Below are 16,708 nucleotides of genomic sequence, written 5' to 3'. Positions count from 1 at the left end.
TTGCCTGGACTTGTCACAATGTCGCAACACTCGCAAACTGGTCGATATGCGCGACCGCGAGACCATCGACTCGGAGTTGCGGCGCGCCGCGCTTCGGCGCCAATCCATGCGCAAGCAGGGCCGTCAGCCGTCGTCCCACGAAACCGATCAGCTGCTCGACGAGCTCCTGGCCCACAGCGCGGGTGCGTTTCACACCAACGCGGTGACATCTGCTGACATGGACTTCGTTCCCGAAGCATGGACGCGCAGCACCCAAACCCGCCCCAAGGCGCGCCGGCGTTCGAGTGCGCTGCGCCGCTGGTGCCTGCTGGCGGCGCTGCCAATGTCGCTGGTGGCCGTCTTCGCCGCGGTGGTCGTGGTGTTCGCGTTGCGCCAACACGATTCAGCGTCACAGTCGGCGGACGCGCAGTCCAAGGATGCCCCGCCGTCCGCCGCGCCGGCCAAGCCCATGTCGCCGATCGGACCCATTCCGCGGATCAACATCGTCGACGCGGCGCTCGTCGAGACGTTGAAGAACGAGGGCGTGCCGGTGCCCAGCCAGGACTACGTGACGTCCCAGGGGCACGCGGTGTGTGACTTCCTGGCGCGCCAACCCAACTTCGAGGATGCGCTCAAGTTCGTTCAGGGGTCGACGATATGGGACGCCAGTCAAAGCACCAACGTCATTGCGGGTGCCATCGTCTCGTATTGCCCTCAGTCGCAACCGTCCATCGGGAGCGGCCTGCAGCAGGCCTACCAGAACACTTTTTCCGACGAGAAGGCCATCGAAGGGAAACTGCACGACTTCCAAGGGGACCTGAAGGGTATCCAGGGCGTCATCGACGGCCTTCCCGGCCACCAGTGATTCGGGTCTATTCCGAGACACACGTTGGTGTCACCGCTGTTCAGCAGGGCAAGTCCGGATCGAGCGCAATCGCCTGATGTAAGTGCTCGAACCTAACGGCGAGGGGGTCGACGGGTCTAGCCTCCACTGCATGGACCGCATCTGGCAGTGGGCGTGGGATCGGTATGGCCCGAGGTACTCGTGGGCCATCATGGTTCTGTCTTTCGCAGCGATGTTGCCGCCTTATCTCTTTTGGTCGCTCATGGTCGTCGCCGTCGGCGGGCCGCATCGGTTTCTCGAGGCCGCTGCCATCACGGTTGCTGCTGTCGCGACGATGGCATATCTGATGGTTCTTCCCGGCCAAGGCAGAAATCACCTAGTCGAGCAATGGGCAGCGGGACGCGGCGTCGATCGGGCGGCGGCGCTGAATGACACGTACGTGTGGGGCCGTCAAATGTCCGTCAGAACACCGATCAGTGGCGCTGTGGGAGTCGCGCTACTGCTGATTGTCGTGGGCGCGCTCAGCGGGGCGAACAGCTCACGACTACTGCAGTTCGGTGTGATGGGAGCAGCGGTGGGAATCGCGGTCCAATTGATGGGTATGCACAATGTCCCGGAAGGTGCGCTACGACCGGCACGAAAGGCAGTTGCCGGGGACACGCGAGTCGGTGACGAGCTGCCACGCTCTCGTCCGTCGTTTGCCACGTGGTCGAACCTGTCGGTGCTCGCCACCACCTTCGTGTTCACCAGCGGCGGCGCGCTCTTCGCGAGCACATTGTATGTGGGCAGCGCGACACCGCTGTTGTCCATCGCGATCGGGGCCGCGGGGACACTGGCTTTCGTGCCGCTCACCGTTGGCGCTATTTTCTCACCCTCCATGCTGCCGATCCGCGATCTCGCCGAAGGTGAGGGGGACCCACTTGGTGGTACAGTCGCTGTGCGGCTTGGGGTTGGTGGGTCGTGGTCCACTGTAGAGCGAACTGTTGGGTGAGGTCGCTGTGGGCGGAGTGGGCTGGTCGGTGTTGATAGCTGCCGCTCCGGTGTTGGGCGTGGCTGTTTAGCCGATTGAGACCAGCTGGTCGATCGAGTCGACGGGAAGGTCACCATCGACGATCGCTGTTACCGCTATTTTGTTGAGGGCGATCGCGCCGCGATGGTTGTCCAAAAAGGCAATGTCGGCGGCGTCTCGGCCGGTGGCAATGCGCACTAGTGCTTGACGGGGGGCCAGCAACGTTCCGTCAACAACTTGCCACCGCCCGTCGACAAATGCCTCAGCGACGGCATGAAAATCCATGGGGTACAAACCCGGCGCGTACACCGACACCGCTCGGGCAGGCACTTTGACCGCTCGAAGGAGCGCCACCACTAGATGCGCAAAATCACGGCAGACCCCGGCGCCGGCGAGTAGCGTTTCCACCGCGCCATCGATGGGATCACTGGAGCCGGGCACATAATTCAGCCGGGTGCCGACCCACAGCGACACACGCTCCAACAGCGTTGTCGAATCAACATAACTGCCGAATTCGGTTGCAGCAAAGCCGTATAACTTGTCGGCCTCCGCGTAGCGACTCGGGCGTAGATACATTGACAGGTCGTGCTCGGTCACCGGCGCCGGGTCAGTACGACCGTCGATCGTCGCGGCATAATCGACGGTCAACTGGCCGGCCGGGGCGGCCAATTTGTGGATGCGGTTGCCGTGCGTGCCACTGATCTCGACCGGATGTATCGGCTTTCCATCTAACTTGAACGACAAGTGTTCGGAGAACCGGGTTTTCGGGTGCGGTGCGACCGCGATCTGGAATTCCAGCGTGGTGGGCTCGATGATCGTGACTTCGAGTTCTGCGCCTACCTCGCGCTTGAACTGTCCTGAGGCCATCGGCGATTCCTAAGCGTTGAGGCCGACCGGGTGAGTGTGCAGCATCGATAAGAAACGCAACCACGAGCGCGCTGCGGACGGGTCCTGTGCTGACAGTACACCGGGCTCGGCTGGAGGTGCGGTTCGTCGTGTGAGGGCTCTTGGCTTCTGGGTGGACCAAAAGCTCGGGAGCGGCAACGATTCGAAAAATTGGGTGTAGTGTCGTGGTTATCAGCGATATTTCGCACCCAATCGTTTGAATTGAGTCGTCGCTGATTTGAATTGTTTGGTCGATTCGCGGCCAAGACAGGAGCGTCGCATGACGCTATTACAAGATCGAGGCTCAACCCGCTCAGGTCCGCACGCTACGCCGCGGCTTCGTCTCAAGCCCAAGGCCCCTGTCACCGGTTACGTCGATGGAGCCTGGTGGCCCCACAGCAATGACCTGGTGACCGAACTTCCCGATCTGTTAGCCGTGCTTTCGGTAAGACTCGGCACCATCGAACGGGTTATCTACAACCTCAGCGAATGGACAAAAACACCACCGAAGTTCTCGACGGGTGGCGTGGTAGTACGACTCGGCGGATATACCCGACAACCCATCGACACCATCGAAGTCATCGGCCTCAACCGCAGCAAGGTTTACCTGCTGGTGGTGCCCAGTGAAACCGATCCAGCCAGCGCGCACCACGCGATGATGTCCGCCGCGCGCCTTGATGATGCGTCAACCATCGTCGAGCTACTACACCACAATCCGCTATGACTGCGACGTATGCGCGCCAATGTGGGTCACCGCGAACAACGCCGCACCCCAGGCCGCGCTTGCGCCTTAAACCCAAGGCCCCTTCCACGGGTTACGTTGACGGAGCCTGGTGGCCGCACAGCGACATCCTCGCCGAGGAACTCTCCAATCTGCTGGCGGTCCTCACGATCCGGCTCGGACCGATCGAACGAGTCATCTACAACTTGGGTGACTGGGCGAAAACACCGAACCAGGTTCAGCTCGGCGGCAGAGCGGTCCAGCTCGGCGGATACAGCGGCCAGCCAGTCGACACGGTCCAGGTCATCGGAACCAACGGCCCCAAACTCGTCCTGCTCGTTATACCGCCAGAAACGGCTCACGACTCCGCCCACGACGCCATGATGTCAGCCGCAGCTCGTGACAACGCAGGCACGATAGAAGCCCTTCTGCGAGACATGATCGAAAACGACGGCTGAATACGAGGAACCGCTGGACGATCAGGCGCTATACGGCTTGGGATTGGCGGATCGTGATCCACTGTGAAGCGAACTCTGCGGGCGTGAGTTCGCCGTGGGCGGAGTGAGGCCGGTGAGCGTTGTAGTCGCGGCGCCAGTCTTCGATGATCACGCGGGCTTCGAGCAGCGAGTCGAAGCGCCACGAGTTGAGCAGTTCGTCACGGAGTCGACCGTTGAACGATTCTATCCAGGCGTTCTGCCAGGGCGAGCCCGGATCGATGAAAAGCGAACCAGCACTATTGAATCGGCACCAATCGGCCACGGCGCGTGCAACGAATTCGGGTCCGTTGTCGAAGCGCACATAGTGCGGCACCCCGCGGGTCAGGGACAAGCGATCCAGCACAGCGACGACACCGTCGGCGTCGATTGAGCGTGCAACCTTGATAGCAAGGGCTTCGCGGGTGAACTCGTCGATGACGTTGAGCATCTTGATGGTGCGGCCGTCGGCGGTGGTGTCAAACTGAAAATCCATCGCCCAGATAACATTCGGGCGAATCGGTGACATCGCACCCACGGCAACGCCGATGCCGGTGAGCCGCTTCTTACGGCGGCGCTGCGGGACCCGCAGGCCCTCCTCGCGCCACAACCGGCGGATGCGCTTGTTGTTGACCCTCCAGCCCGGCGCGGCGCGCCGTCGTGGCCGCGCGTCTCCAGCCCCAGCGCGGCCGATCGATGGCGAACCGGCGCAGCCAAACCCGCAATTGGGCCTCCTCGGTGCTCATCGGGGGCGGCTGCAGGCGCATCGTGGAGCGGTACAGATCCACCACCGTGCACGCACGGCGCTCAGATACCCCGAACCGCTCACGCAGCGCCGCGACGGCTCTGCGCTTGCGGTTCGGGGTTAGAAGTTTCCCGCCGAGATCTCCTTGAGCATGTCGATGTCGAGGGCCTGGTTGGCGACCAGCTTCTTGAGCCGGGCGTTCTCGGCTTCAAGTTCCTTGAGCCGTTTGGCCTCGTTGGCTTTCATGCCGCCGTACTGGGCCAACCAGCGATGCCATGTCGACTCTGCGATCTCCAGATGTCGGCATACCTCGGCCAGTTCCTGGCCCGCCCCCAGGGCCTTATTGCCTTCGGCGAGCTTGCGGATGATCTGATCCGGGGTGTGCCGCCGGCGCTTATTCGATGCCATGTCGTTGTCGATTCTTCCCTGCCCGCAGACCGGGCAACAGAGTCCTACAACGACTGGACCACTACGAAGGGCTCACCTCAAAGGAACGCAACGCGTGACGGTAGGTGATTACAGCGAGCGGCCCATATGTGGTGAGCCGCGCAGGTTGTCGAGCATGCAAACTGCTCCTCGAACTGGGATGCTGGTAGTGCCGCATTTCCGACGTTGGGAGGTTGATCATCGAGCCGTCACTAGCCTGGTTGCTTCAACCCCTCACAGTGAAAACATTTCTCGACGAAATATGGGGAGTAACGCAGCACCACGTTAGGCGTTCCTGCGTGGGCTACTTCGATGGTCTCTTGCCGGGCTCATCGGCGATTGAAGAGCTTTTGGAATCATATCGCCACGAGCCGTCGGGGGTGCGCCTTGTCCGGGGACGTGACGTAAAGGTGGGTCCCGATTGCTATCGACTCATCGACGGCAGCCTCGATGTTGACGGCGTTCGCAACGACTTTGCCAACGGCTACACGATCGTGCTGGACGGCGTGGGGCGCCACGTGCGCGCGATTGCGTCGCTGTCGCACTCGATCGAGGTCGAGCTGAATTTTCCCGTAAAGGTCAATGTCTACATCACCCCGCCCGCGTCCCAGGGACTCCCTCCCCACTACGACTCGCACGACGTGTTGGTTCTGCAGGTCTTGGGATTCAAGGAGTGGCATTTGTACGACCGTGTCGTGGTACCGCCGCGCGAGATCCAGCGCAACAAATACAAAGTGGTTGCTATCGAAGACCTCTTACCGCCTACAGACTTGCGCCTGGACGCCGGCGACGTGCTTTACCTCCCGCGCGGAAGGTATCACGCGGCCGAGACCACCTCGGAGCCATCGATGCATCTGACTGTCGCAATCGAGCCGCCCACCCTGCTTATGCTCGCCATCGGCGCGCTCCATTCGCACAGCTTCAGCGACGATCGTTTAAACGCCCGACTGCCGCCGGGATACTTCTACGACGCGGACATAACTGCCGTCCTGGGAGATCTGGTGCGTGAAGGTTTTCAAGCCGCGGGGGACCCGAAGGCCATCGCCGAAGTACTCGACGCATTCGAGGATGATCTGGTCCGCCGCGGCAAATGCCCACCCGTCAACCCGATTTCACACTTCGGAATCGACGGACAAACACTCGTGCGGAAATACCAGCCGCTCTATGCGCGGGTGCGGCGTGTTGACGGCGCCGTTTCGCTGCAGTTCGCGAATTCATCGGTAGGCGCAGGCGCCGGCCACGAAGCCGCTTTGCGGTTCATGTCGAAAAGCGTTGAACCCTTTCGGGTTTGCGACCTACCCGGCCTAGACGCCCAGCAGCAGATCGAATTGGTCCGATCGTTGATTGCAAGCGGATTCCTTGTCCGACTTGGTTCGCGCGGCGGTTTGACTGAGTAGCCCTATCGCATTGTTCGCTTCAGGCTGAACGACACTCCGCCACCGACGACTGTCAAATGGACGGGAGGGAAAGGGCGTCATCGGGGAATGTCTTCTGCAACGTCGCTGGGCTTATCGAAATTGTGCGCAAGTACGCAGAATTACCGGCTGTGCCGGTGATGTCAGAGGGGTCTGCTGCACCGATAGGTGACAGTTTCGGTCACGCGGCCTGATTGGCCGGTGTGGTCATGATTGCTTCGAACTCGACGGGGGTCAACCGGCCGAGAGCGAGTTGTCGCCGTCGCCGGTGGTAGGTGCGTTCGATCCAGGTGACGATGGCGATGCGGAGCTGTTCTCGGGTGTCCCAGCGGCGGCGGTCCAAAACGTTCTTCTGCAACAGGCTGAAGAAGCTCTCCATGGCGGCGTTGTCGCCGGCCGCGCCGACGCGGCCCATGGAACCGACCATGTCGCAGCGGCCCAGGGCGTGGACGAATCGTCGGCTGCGAAATTGACTGCCGCGGTCGCTGTGGACCACGCAGCCGGCGACGTCACCGCGACGGGCTATGGCGCTGGCCAGGGCTTGGGTGGCCAGTCGTGATTTCATTCGCGAGTCGATGCTGTAGCCGACAATGCGGTTGGAGAACACGTCCTTGATCGCACACAGGTAGAGTTTGCCTTCGGCGGTGCGATGTTCAGTAATATCCGCCAGCCACAATTGATTTGGTGCCTCAGCGGTGAAGTCTCGGCCGACCAGATCATCGTGTACTGGCAGCCCGACCTTTCCGTTCTTGCCCCGCCTGCGCTTGCCGAACGCACTCCACCAGCCGTTGTCGGCGCAGATCCGCCACGCGGTGCGCTCGGCCATCGGTTGGCCGGCATCTCGGGCCTCTTCGACCAGGAAACGGTAGCCGAACTCCGGGTCATCGTGGTGGGCGTCGAATAAGGCGTTGGCCCGATGCGCCGCAACGTATTCGGCGTCGGTGACCGGATCAGCCAGCCAGCGGTAATAGGGCTGGCGGGCGAGCTTGAGGACCCGGCACGTCACCGCCACGGGAATCCCGTTGGCGGCGAGCTCTTTCACGAGCGGGTAGAGCCTTTTCCCGGCAGGTCGGACTGCGACAGATACGCCGCGGCCCGGCGTAGTACCTCGTTCTCCTGCTCGAGCAGCTTGATCCGCCGACGCGCCTCTCGTAGCTCTACCGAATCGGTGGTGGCCCTGCCGGGCTTGGAGCCATCGTCCACATCGGCCTGGCGCAGCCACTTCGACAACGTGATCGGATGCACCCCGAAATCGGCGGCGATCTGCTCAAGCGTCACACCGTCGTCGCGGTTGCCGGCCACGCGCACCACGTCGTCGCGGAACTCGCGGGGATAGGGCCGTGCCATGGTGACATCCTTCCAGCCTGCCCACGCTGGGCAAGCCATCTCAGGTGCCACCTATTCGTGCAGCAGACCCAAATGGCCACCTCGGCCAGTGTGAGTATGTCGTGGTCGCCCCCAGGAACCTGCGGCCCGGGCTCTCGATACATGGCACATTGCTCGTTCGCGCAACGGAGTTCACCAGACTGCTTCGAGCGAGAAGGCTGACCCGACGCCAGACTTTCCGCGATGGAGAGCAACGCGTAGCCGAAGGCAAGGAGATCGTCGTCGGAACCCTGAAGTCGAATGAGAACCGGGCTGTGGTCTTGCCTGAGTTCGTAATCGAAGCACTCGGGGAGGTCGCCCGGGGAAAGGGCCGCGACGATCTGTTCTGGCCGACGTCTTCCGGCCGCTACATGGGGCCGCCCGCGTCAAAGGACTCCTGGCTATCCGGCGCGGTCGCGCGGTGCCGCAAGGCCGATCCCACGTTTCCCCGCGTCACGGCTTACGCCCTGCGGCACACGGCGGCGTCGCTCGCGATCAGCGCCGGGGCGAATCCGAAGGTGGTGCAACGGATGTTGGGTCACGCCAGCACCGCGATGACCCTCGACGTATACGCCGATTTGTTCGACTCAGATCTCTCATCTGTTGCAGAGAGTGTGGGCAAACTGTGGGCAAGAACGTCGCAGCCGCACGATTGTTCGATGGCGAGAACGCCTCTACCAGCACCGACGGGGACGGAAAATGTGAGCCCCCTGTCAGGATTGAACTGACGACCGCTCGCTTACAAGGCGAGTGCTCTACCACTGAGCTAAGGAGGCGTGCTAAATCGGGTGCCAGCCTATCCGGTTACTCGTCGCTTTCGATGATGCGCTGCGACGGCACCGGCCGCGACCGGGACGGCGAGCGGCGGCGGCCGGGCAGCGGGATACGGTCGGCGATGTTGCTCAGCGGGTTGACCACCAGCGTCAGCGCCATCACCGCGTCCTGCAGGGTGGCGATGGCCGGCTCCAGCGCTTCCATCCCCGGTGTCAGCCGGGCCAGGGTGTCGGCGACGTCGGCGAGCTGATCCAGCGGGCCGTGCTTGGCGGTCAGCTTGTCGATCAGCCCGCCCTCGGCGAGCAGCCGCTCGGCCAGGCCGTCCTCGGACAACACCCGGTCGATCAACCCCTGCTCGGCCAGCAGCTGATCGGCCAACCCCCCGGGCTGCAGCGCGCGATGCAGGCCGCCGCCCTCGGCGGTGAGCCGGTCGAGCAGCCCGCCCTCCGAGGTCAGCAGGTCGACAACCCCGCCGGGCCGCAACAGGCGGTCGATCGGACCGTCGGGCGCCACGGCGCGCCCAAGCGGCGCATCGTCGTCGAGTAGCCGGGCGATCCGATTGGCGCGCACGATCGCGTCGTCGATGCCCAGCATGGAGGTTACGGCGTTCGTCCCGGCGTCTGAGGCGTCGCCCAACGACCTCTTCGCCACCCCGACCGCCGCGCCGGCGAGGTTAAGGCTCGCCTCCGCGGCGGCCAGCCCGACGCGCGCCGGGGCGGTCGCAGCTGCCATCACGCTTTTGGCGAGATTCATAGTCCCGAGTTTATGCACGACGCGCCGCCGCGAAACCCAGGCGGATCATAGCGGACACAATGGTTTCTGGCAGAATACTTGCAGACGGTTTACAACTGCCTCACAGCAACTACACAATCCTCGTGGAGGCAACGTTCAAGGAAGGGGCGACATGACGGCGGCTATCCCAACCGAAAACCAGCCCGAAGCACGCGTTCTCGTGGTCGACGACGAGGCCAACATCGTCGAACTGCTTTCGGTGAGTCTCAAGTTCCAGGGGTTCGAGGTAGCGACGGCCACCAACGGTGCGCAAGCCCTCGACCGGGCCCGGGAGGCCCGGCCCGACGCGGTGATCCTGGACGTCATGATGCCCGGCATGGACGGCTTCGGGGTGCTGCGGCGGCTGCGGGCCGACGGCATCGACGCCCCGGCGTTGTTCCTGACCGCCCGCGACTCCCTGCAGGACAAGATCGCAGGCCTCACCCTCGGCGGCGACGACTACGTGACGAAGCCGTTCAGCCTGGAGGAGGTCGTCGCCCGGCTGCGGGTCATCCTGCGCCGCGCCGGCAAGGGCGGTGCCGAACCGCGCAACGCCCGCCTGACGTTCGCCGACATCGAACTCGACGAAGAAACCCACGAAGTGTGGAAGGCCGGCGAGCCGGTGTCGTTGTCTCCCACCGAATTCACCTTGCTGCGTTACTTCGTCATCAACGCGGGCACGGTGTTGAGCAAGCCGAAGATCCTCGACCACGTCTGGCGCTACGACTTCGGCGGCGATGTGAACGTCGTCGAGTCCTACGTGTCGTATCTGCGCCGCAAGATCGACACCGGCGAGAAGCGGCTACTGCACACCCTGCGAGGCGTGGGTTATGTGTTGCGGGAGCCGCGCTAAGACCGCGCAGACCTAGAGCGAAGATAGAAGGATGCCGAATCAGCCCCGACGAGGACTGCCACTGCGGGTGGGTTTGGTCGCCGCGACCCTGGTTCTGGTGGCGTGCGGCCTGGCTGCCTCGGGCGTCATGGTCACCTCGATCCTGCGGCACAGCCTGATCAGCCGCATCGACCAGACGCTGCTCGATGCGTCCAAGAGCTGGGCGCAGGCTCCCCGGAAGCAATCCCCGCCGCCGTACGAGGGTCCCGATCCCGGGCGTCCGCCCTCGAAGTTCTACGTGCGAGGCATCGGCATCGATGGCACTCCGTTCACCGCCATCAACGACCGCAATGCCGAACCCGCGCTGCCCGCCGACAACGACGTGGGCCCCAACCCCGTGACGCTGCCGTCGGTCAACGGGTCCGAGATCCAGTGGCGCGCGGTGTCGGTACGCGGCCCGCACGGCCTGATCACAGTGGCGATCGACCTGTCTGATCTGGAGCACACCGTGCGCTCGCTGGTGTGGCTGCAGGTCGGCATCGGGGTGGCGGTGCTGGTCGTGGTCGGCCTCGCCGGCTTCGCGGTGGTGCAGCGCAGCCTCAGGCCGCTGGCCGAGGTCGAGCAGACCGCCGCGGCGATCGCCTCTGGCCAGCTCGATCGCCGAGTCCCCGAGCGCGATCCCCGCACTGAGGTGGGCCGACTTTCGTTGGCGCTCAACGGAATGCTCACGCAGATCCAGCGAGCGATGGCGTCCTCGGAGTCCTCGGCCGAAAAGGCCCGCGGCTCCGAGGAGCGCATGCGGCGGTTCATCACCGACGCGAGCCACGAGTTGCGCACGCCGCTGACCACTATTCGCGGCTTCGCCGAGCTGTATCGCCAGGGCGCCGCGCGCGATGTCGCGATGCTGCTCTCGCGGATCGAAAGCGAAGCCAGCCGGATGGGCCTGCTCGTCGACGATCTGCTGCTGCTGGCACGGCTGGATGTGCAGCGGCCGCTGGAACACCATCGGGTGGACCTGCTCGCGCTGGCCAGCGACGCCGTGCACGACGCGCAGGCCATCGATCCCCAGCGCAGGGTCTACATGGAAGTCCTCGACGGCCCCGGCACCCCGGAGGTGCTGGGCGACGAGCCGCGGATCCGCCAGGTGCTCAGCAACCTGGTGGCCAACGCGCTGCAGCACACCCCGACCAGCGCCGACGTCATCGTTCGGGTCGGCACCGAGGGCGACGACGCGGTGATCGAGGTGGCCGACCGCGGGCCCGGCATGACCCAGCAGGATGCGTCGCGGATCTTCGAGCGGTTCTATCGCACCGACTCGTCGCGCGCCCGGGCCAGCGGTGGCACCGGACTGGGACTGTCCATCGTCGACTCGCTGGTGCACGCGCACGGTGGTGCTGTCAGCGTCAAAACCGCGCCGGGCGAGGGCTGTTGCTTCCGGGTCACGCTGCCGCGGATCAGCGAAGTGCCCGCCCAGGTGGGCTAACCCAATTGCTCGAGCGCTGCCTTGATCTTGGCCTGCGCCGCGTCCAGGGATTCCGGTGACGGATTGCGGTCGACGTTGGCGAAGCCGAAGTCGCTGAGGCTGCGGGTGGGGAACACGTGGACGTGGAAGTGGGGAACCTCCAGCCCCGCGATGATCAGGCCGGCACGCTCGGCGCGAAACGCCTTGGTTACGGCCCTGCCGATCAACTGGCTGACCCCCATCACGCGCGCGAACGCGCCCGACTCGACGCTCTGCCACTGATCGATTTCCGCGCGCGGGACCACCAGCGTGTGGCCCTGCGTCATCGGTTCGATCGTGAGGAACGCGACGACGTCGTCGTCCTCGTACACGAAGCGGCCGGGTAGTTCACGGTTGATGATCTTGGTGAAGATCGACGCCATGGTCCCAGCATAGGTGGACCGGATCGGCGGGCTACTCTTGGCCGAATTCCATGACGTCGAGGTTCCAGTAGCCACGCATGTTGGTGATCAGCCCGGCGTCGTTGACCTTGTAGGTGAACACGCCGCGCACCTTGCTGGTCATGCCGCCCTCAAACTTGCTTTGCAGCACCAGAATATGAGCGATCTCGTCGGGCGAACTCGACGGGAATGTCTCCTCGCAGGTGATCGTCAGCTGGTTCTGCGCGATGTTGTTGTCGAAGAAGGCGCCGACCGCTTCCTTGCCGCGCACCCCGGTGCCGTCGGGGTTGGTGACGGACTTGCCGATCGGATCCTCGATGACGACATCGTCGGTCATCAGCGCGAGCCAACCCTCCCGGTCCTTGCCTTGGGCGCAACGCCAGGACGACTGCGACGCGGTCAGTGCCGGGGATTGGGTGGTTTGGGTCATCGTTGTTTCTCCTGTCTTCTCAAATGGCGCATGCGGCGCGTGCGCCCTCCTCGGTGGCTTTGCGGATCAGGCCGAGACCGCTGCAGTCGCCGGCGGCGTGCACTTGGGTGTCGGGCATGGCCGCGACCAGTGCGTCGAACAGCGTGGTGTCGGGCTCGACGGTGCCGGCCACCACGACGCTGTCGGCGGGCAACTGTCGTGTGGCACCGCCTGCCGGGGTGAACATCAGCGCCTTTGCGGTGATGCGTTCGACGGCGGCCCGGACGTGGACGGCGACGCCGAGGCGGTCGAGGCGATTCATATGTTCGGTCTTGCGTTTGTTGCCGACCTCCGGGGCGATGTCCTTGCCCGCCTCGAGGATCGACACCAGCCGGTCGCGGCTCGCCAGAAACTCGGCGAGCTCGAGGGCGACCAGATCGCCGCCGATGATGACGACGCGGCGGCCGAGCGGCATCCATGCGCGGGTGGCGAGCCGGACCGCCGCGGGCTGGACCAGGCGCTGGCGCCAGCCGCCCAGCAGCGAGGCGCCCAGCCGCTGCCAGGCCGGGTTGGCCGCTCCGGCTTGGCCGCCCAGCAGTTCACGCAACCCCGGCCCGGTGTGCACGTGCGGAAGATCGGAGCCTTCGATTGCCGGGACCGCGACGTGTCCGCCGGTGGCCACCACGACGGCGTCGGGGGCGTTCGCGACCACGTCGCCGACCGAAATAGCTTGGCCCAGAACAACCTTTGTTCCACTGAGCTTGATCTCGTCGCGCAGGTAGCGCAGGAAGGGCTGATTTTCGGGATGCAGCACCGCGGCCCAGCGCAATGCGCCGCCCAGTTGCTGGGCACGCTCGAACAGGGTGACGTCGTGACCGCGATTGGCCGCCACCCGGGCGGCCTCCAGGCCGGCCGGGCCGCCGCCGATCACCACCACCCGCTTGGCGCGAGGCGCCCGGTGCGCCGACAGTTCGCGCTCCTTGCCGGTGCGGGGATTGACGGCGCAGTCGACCGAGAAGCGTTGTTCCATCGCGTCGATGCAGTTTTCGCAGGAGATGCAGCTGCGGACGCGATGTGCCTGGCCGGTTTGAATTTTGCGCGGCAGCTCCGGGTCGGCCAGCAGCGGCCGACCCATGGCGATGAAGTCGGCGCGTCCCTCGGCGAGGATGCGTTCGGCTCGCTCGGGATCGTGGATGCGCCCGACCACGATGACCGGCACGTCGACCACTTGCTTGACCGCGGCGGCGGCGCCGACATTGAGTGCGTCACCGTCGTCGGCGCTGTTGACCATGCCGGTCACCAGCCGGTCGATCACGCCGCCGCTGACGTGGAACGCGTCCACGCCCGCGGCCACCAATTCGGGTGCCATGCGGGCGGTTTCGTAGATCGGGCGGCCACCGGCCACGCGTTCGTAGCCGGAGATACGCAAGGTGATGGGCAGCGCGTCACCAATCTCGGACCGGATGGCCGACAGCGCCTCGAGCACCACCTGCACCCGCCCATGAGCCGAGTCGCCCCGGTATTCGTCGGTGCGCCGATTGCGTTGCGGGGCAAGAAAAGAACCCAGCAGCATGTAGCCGTGCGCGGCGTGCAGCTCGATCCCGTCGTAGCCGGCCTCGGCGGCGCGCCGAACCGCGGCCTTGAACAAGTCGAACACCCCGGTCAGCTGCTGTTTGCTGATCTCGCTGGACGGCCGGCCGGTGAGATACGACGGGATCACCGAGGGACCCACCGAGGCGACGCCGAACATCTCGGGTCCCAACCCATCCGGCCCCGCGTGCACGATCTGCGGTTGAATCTTCGCGCCGTGCTCGTGCACCACCTCCACAAGGGCACGGTGGGCGTCGACCGCGGCGTCTGTAGCCAGATGCAGGCCGCCGGGGGTCTCCGGGTGCTGATGGTCGACGCCGGTGGCGCCCAACGTGATCAGCCCAACCCCACCCTTCGCGCGGGCGGCGAAGTAGTCACGGGTGCGCTGCGACGGCAGTCCGTCGGCCGTGCCGTACATCGTCTCCATCGGAGACATGACGACCCGGTTGCACACCGTCATGGCACCGATTCGTCCCGGCGCCAGTAGGTGCGGAAAAGTGGTCACTAAGGACCGGCCGGCTTACCGGTCGGCGTCGGTGAACCGGATGACGCCTCGAATGTTCTTGCCGTCCAGCATGTCCTGGTAGCCGTCGTTGATCTGCTCCAGTTTGTACTGGCGGGTGATCATGTCGTCCAGGTTGAGCTTGCCGGCCTTGTACATCGACAGTAGCTGCGGGATGTCGTACTGCGGGTTACCGCCACCGAAGATGGTGCCCTGCAGGTTCTTCTGCATCAGGGTCAGCATCGCCAGGTTCAGGTTGACGTTGGTGTCCAGCAGGCTGCCGATGGCGGTCAGCACGCAGGTGCCACCCTTCTGGGTGATGTTCAGGTAGTTGTCGATGTCCGCACCGTGCAGCTCGCCGACGGTGACGACGACCTTGTGCGCCATCAGCCCCCACGTGACCTCGGCGATGCCGGCCAGTGCGGCGTTGATGTCGGGGTAGACGTGCGTGGCGCCGAACTTCAGCGCTTGGTCGCGCTTCCATTCGACCGGGTCGATCGCGAAGATGTAGCGCGCACCGGCGTTGACGGCACCCTGCAGGGCCGCCATGCCGACGCCGCCGACGCCGACGATGGCGACGTCTTGCCCCGGGCGGATGTCAGCAGTGCGCACCGCCGAGCCGTAGCCCGTGGTGACGCCGCAACCGACGAGGGCGGCCACCTCAAAGGGCACGGACGGGTCGATCTTCACCACCGAGGCGCGGTGCACGACCATGTAGGGCGAGAAGGTGCCCAGCAGGGTCATGGGAAAGACGTTCTGGCCCCGGGCCTGGATGCGGAAGGTGCCGTCGGACACCGCTTCGCCGCCGAGCAGCCCGGCCCCCAGGTCGCACAGGTTGCGCAGGCCGGCCTGACACGTCGGACACTGCCCACAGGACGGGATGAACGACAGCACCACGTGATCGCCCGGGGCAATGTCCTCCACGCCCGGCCCGACCTCGGTGACGACGCCCGCGCCCTCGTGGCCGCCGAGCACCGGGAAGCCCGCCATCGGGATGCCGCCGGTAACTAGATGGTGATCCGAATGGCACATCCCGGCCGCTTCCATCTGGATCTTGACCTCGTGCGCCTGCGGGTCGCCGATCTCGATTTCCTCGATGGACCACGGCTGGTTGAATTCCCAGATCAGCGCGCCTTTTGTTTTCATGAAGGACCTCCATCAGCATGCCCTGACCCGAGTGTCGGTGAAAGGGGCCGGCCGGTGCCGGACAGCAAGTTAGAACGTGTTCTCATTCGCAGACCATTATGACCTGCGTCACCGGGCTGTAAACAGGGGGGCACCATCAACCGGTCGGGAGATCACCAGATGGGTACCGGAGCCTGTCCGAGGGGGTAGTAGCCGGGCAGCTTCTCGCCGGCCAGGCTGCGCTCGATGCGCTTCTGCATGCCGGCGGATAGGTCGCCGGACTCGATCAGTTTGCCGAACATGTGCGCGACGTGACCGAAGTCGAAGAAGTCGCGCTGCCACTCGATCTGCTGGTCGCCATTGAGGCGGAACCAGCTGCCGCCGATGCCGTAGATTTCGTCCTGGGTGCCGTCGGCCTTGTTGACGATCTGCTTCCAGAAGCCGACGATCTCGCCCTGCTTCTCGTCGATGAGTACCTTCTGGTACTCGTACACCCAGTTCTCCAGGCCCTCCATCTCCAGGCCAAGCGCGACGTCGCGGATCTCGTCGACGCCCACGCACATCACGTCCTCCTCCGGACCGATGTTCCAGCCGTAGGTGGCGTCCTGGGTGTAGAAGTCGGCGAGCGGCCGCCAGTCACCGGCCTTTTCGCAGTCCTTGTTGGCCTGCAACCAGCGGTCGACCCAGGCCTCGAGATCTTCGCGGGAGTGTGACGCCTGTGAATTCATCGGTCCTCAGTCTTTCTCTTTGATGAAAAGTGCTTGCGTTGGGCACATATCGACCGCGCGCTCGACTTCTTCGCGGGCGTCTTCGGGTGGTTCGGGGTCGAGAATTTCGACCTTGCCCCGCTTGGGCACCCGGAAGTATTCTGGCGCCTCCAGTTCGCACATGGCGTGGCCCTGACACAAATCCAGATCCACTTCGATACGAAACCCCATGTG

The 16,708-nt window shown here is 64.5% G+C and carries 17 protein-coding genes, 1 tRNA gene and 1 pseudogene; 8 read left to right on the top strand and 11 right to left on the bottom strand.

Going from position 1 to position 16,708, the window contains the following annotated elements; all coding sequences use genetic code 11:
- The first annotated feature begins 46 nt into the window (after nt 1-46).
- Entirely contained in the window at nt 47-844 is a 798-nt protein-coding gene (locus MSG_RS22120; RefSeq protein WP_096443040.1) for a DUF732 domain-containing protein, read from the top strand.
- Nucleotides 845-974: 130 nt separating this feature from the next.
- Nucleotides 975-1,814, top strand: coding sequence for a hypothetical protein (locus MSG_RS22115; protein ID WP_096443038.1), 840 nt, complete (start codon nt 975-977; stop codon nt 1,812-1,814).
- Nucleotides 1,815-1,880: 66 nt separating this feature from the next.
- Here MSG_RS22115 and MSG_RS22110 read toward each other — a convergent pair whose 3' ends face one another.
- On the bottom strand, nt 1,881-2,699 hold the full coding sequence (locus MSG_RS22110) for a transglutaminase-like domain-containing protein (protein WP_096443037.1): 819 nt from the start codon (nt 2,697-2,699) through the stop codon (nt 1,881-1,883).
- Between the two features lie 298 nt (nt 2,700-2,997).
- Between MSG_RS22110 and MSG_RS22105 the strand changes: the two genes are divergently transcribed.
- The gene (locus tag MSG_RS22105) at nt 2,998-3,441 is read left to right on the top strand and encodes a DUF5994 family protein (protein ID WP_096443036.1); all 444 of its coding nucleotides are present in this window, start codon (nt 2,998-3,000) and stop codon (nt 3,439-3,441) included.
- Between the two features lie 59 nt (nt 3,442-3,500).
- Nucleotides 3,501-3,896: a DUF5994 family protein gene (locus MSG_RS22100; RefSeq protein WP_232011103.1), complete on the top strand. Its 396-nt coding sequence runs from the start codon at nt 3,501-3,503 to the stop codon at nt 3,894-3,896.
- 28 nt (nt 3,897-3,924) lie between these two features.
- Here the strand turns inward: MSG_RS22100 and MSG_RS22095 are convergent.
- Nucleotides 3,925-5,064, bottom strand: a pseudogene (locus MSG_RS22095) (IS3 family transposase).
- A gap of 212 nt (nt 5,065-5,276) precedes the next feature.
- On the opposite strand from MSG_RS22095, the gene MSG_RS22090 reads away from it, so the two are divergent.
- Entirely contained in the window at nt 5,277-6,479 is a 1,203-nt protein-coding gene (locus MSG_RS22090; protein ID WP_096443032.1) for a cupin domain-containing protein, read from the top strand.
- A gap of 199 nt (nt 6,480-6,678) precedes the next feature.
- Here MSG_RS22090 and MSG_RS22085 read toward each other — a convergent pair.
- A protein-coding gene (locus MSG_RS22085; RefSeq protein WP_096443030.1) for an IS3 family transposase occupies nt 6,679-7,844 on the bottom strand; the annotation gives its coding sequence in 2 pieces (ribosomal slippage) (nt 6,679-7,557 and nt 7,560-7,844; 1,164 coding nt in all).
- Nucleotides 7,845-7,945: 101 nt separating this feature from the next.
- Between MSG_RS22085 and MSG_RS22080 the strand changes: the two genes are divergently transcribed.
- Nucleotides 7,946-8,590 (top strand): tyrosine-type recombinase/integrase, encoded by a 645-nt coding sequence (locus tag MSG_RS22080; RefSeq protein ID WP_232011102.1) that lies wholly within the window; start codon nt 7,946-7,948, stop codon nt 8,588-8,590.
- Here the strand turns inward: MSG_RS22080 and MSG_RS22075 are convergent.
- Nucleotides 8,567-8,638: transfer RNA gene (locus MSG_RS22075), tRNA-Thr, on the bottom strand. The two genes, MSG_RS22080 and MSG_RS22075, sit on opposite strands and share 24 nt — an antisense overlap.
- A gap of 28 nt (nt 8,639-8,666) precedes the next feature.
- The gene (locus MSG_RS22070) at nt 8,667-9,389 is read right to left on the bottom strand and encodes a hypothetical protein (protein WP_096443026.1); all 723 of its coding nucleotides are present in this window, start codon (nt 9,387-9,389) and stop codon (nt 8,667-8,669) included.
- 151 nt (nt 9,390-9,540) lie between these two features.
- Here MSG_RS22070 and phoP point away from each other — a divergent pair, with 151 nt between their 5' ends.
- Both phoP and MSG_RS22060 read left to right on the top strand, forming a co-directional pair.
- Nucleotides 9,541-10,260: a two-component system response regulator PhoP gene (gene phoP, locus MSG_RS22065; RefSeq protein ID WP_096443024.1), complete on the top strand. Its 720-nt coding sequence runs from the start codon at nt 9,541-9,543 to the stop codon at nt 10,258-10,260.
- 31 nt (nt 10,261-10,291) lie between these two features.
- On the top strand, nt 10,292-11,722 hold the full coding sequence (locus MSG_RS22060) for a sensor histidine kinase (protein ID WP_096443022.1): 1,431 nt from the start codon (nt 10,292-10,294) through the stop codon (nt 11,720-11,722).
- On the opposite strand, the gene MSG_RS22055 is transcribed toward MSG_RS22060, so the two are convergent.
- From MSG_RS22055 to MSG_RS22030, 6 genes are all read right to left on the bottom strand, one after another.
- Nucleotides 11,719-12,123 carry an HIT family protein gene (locus MSG_RS22055; RefSeq protein WP_096443020.1) on the bottom strand — a complete coding sequence of 135 codons (405 nt, stop codon included), beginning with the start codon at nt 12,121-12,123 and terminating at the stop codon, nt 11,719-11,721. The two genes, MSG_RS22060 and MSG_RS22055, sit on opposite strands and share 4 nt — an antisense overlap.
- 31 nt (nt 12,124-12,154) lie before the next feature.
- Nucleotides 12,155-12,571 (bottom strand): ketosteroid isomerase family protein, encoded by a 417-nt coding sequence (locus MSG_RS22050; RefSeq protein WP_096443018.1) that lies wholly within the window; start codon nt 12,569-12,571, stop codon nt 12,155-12,157.
- 19 nt (nt 12,572-12,590) lie between these two features.
- Nucleotides 12,591-14,645, bottom strand: a complete 2,055-nt coding sequence (locus tag MSG_RS22045) for an FAD-dependent oxidoreductase (protein ID WP_096443017.1) — start codon at nt 14,643-14,645, stop codon at nt 12,591-12,593.
- 15 nt (nt 14,646-14,660) lie between these two features.
- Nucleotides 14,661-15,788: an NDMA-dependent alcohol dehydrogenase gene (locus MSG_RS22040; protein ID WP_096443015.1), complete on the bottom strand. Its 1,128-nt coding sequence runs from the start codon at nt 15,786-15,788 to the stop codon at nt 14,661-14,663.
- A 152-nt stretch (nt 15,789-15,940) separates the two neighbouring features.
- Entirely contained in the window at nt 15,941-16,495 is a 555-nt protein-coding gene (locus tag MSG_RS22035; protein WP_096443013.1) for a nuclear transport factor 2-like protein, read from the bottom strand.
- A 6-nt stretch (nt 16,496-16,501) separates the two neighbouring features.
- Nucleotides 16,502-16,705 (bottom strand): ferredoxin, encoded by a 204-nt coding sequence (locus MSG_RS22030; RefSeq protein ID WP_096443011.1) that lies wholly within the window; start codon nt 16,703-16,705, stop codon nt 16,502-16,504.
- Nucleotides 16,706-16,708 lie beyond the last annotated feature (3 nt).

Source organism: Mycobacterium shigaense, assembly GCF_002356315.1.
Classification (GTDB): Bacteria; Actinomycetota; Actinomycetes; order Mycobacteriales; family Mycobacteriaceae; genus Mycobacterium; species Mycobacterium shigaense.
Note: the sequence above shows the minus strand (reverse complement) of the source record. Positions and strands in the feature narration are given on the sequence as shown.

What these genes read in the sequence shown, in the direction of transcription:
- MSG_RS22055 (WP_096443020.1), bottom strand. Translation starts at nt 12,123, where the DNA reads ATGGCGTCGATCTTCACCAAGATCATCAACCGTGAACTACCCGGCCGC.
- MSG_RS22115 (WP_096443038.1), top strand. Translation starts at nt 975, where the DNA reads ATGGACCGCATCTGGCAGTGGGCGTGGGATCGGTATGGCCCGAGGTAC.
- MSG_RS22035 (WP_096443013.1), bottom strand. Translation starts at nt 16,495, where the DNA reads ATGAATTCACAGGCGTCACACTCCCGCGAAGATCTCGAGGCCTGGGTC.
- MSG_RS22105 (WP_096443036.1), top strand. Translation starts at nt 2,998, where the DNA reads ATGACGCTATTACAAGATCGAGGCTCAACCCGCTCAGGTCCGCACGCT.
- MSG_RS22040 (WP_096443015.1), bottom strand. Translation starts at nt 15,788, where the DNA reads ATGAAAACAAAAGGCGCGCTGATCTGGGAATTCAACCAGCCGTGGTCC.
- MSG_RS22120 (WP_096443040.1), top strand. Translation starts at nt 47, where the DNA reads ATGCGCGACCGCGAGACCATCGACTCGGAGTTGCGGCGCGCCGCGCTT.
- MSG_RS22070 (WP_096443026.1), bottom strand. Translation starts at nt 9,389, where the DNA reads ATGAATCTCGCCAAAAGCGTGATGGCAGCTGCGACCGCCCCGGCGCGC.
- MSG_RS22060 (WP_096443022.1), top strand. Translation starts at nt 10,292, where the DNA reads ATGCCGAATCAGCCCCGACGAGGACTGCCACTGCGGGTGGGTTTGGTC.
- MSG_RS22110 (WP_096443037.1), bottom strand. Translation starts at nt 2,699, where the DNA reads ATGGCCTCAGGACAGTTCAAGCGCGAGGTAGGCGCAGAACTCGAAGTC.
- MSG_RS22050 (WP_096443018.1), bottom strand. Translation starts at nt 12,571, where the DNA reads ATGACCCAAACCACCCAATCCCCGGCACTGACCGCGTCGCAGTCGTCC.
- MSG_RS22030 (WP_096443011.1), bottom strand. Translation starts at nt 16,705, where the DNA reads ATGGGGTTTCGTATCGAAGTGGATCTGGATTTGTGTCAGGGCCACGCC.
- phoP (WP_096443024.1), top strand. Translation starts at nt 9,541, where the DNA reads ATGACGGCGGCTATCCCAACCGAAAACCAGCCCGAAGCACGCGTTCTC.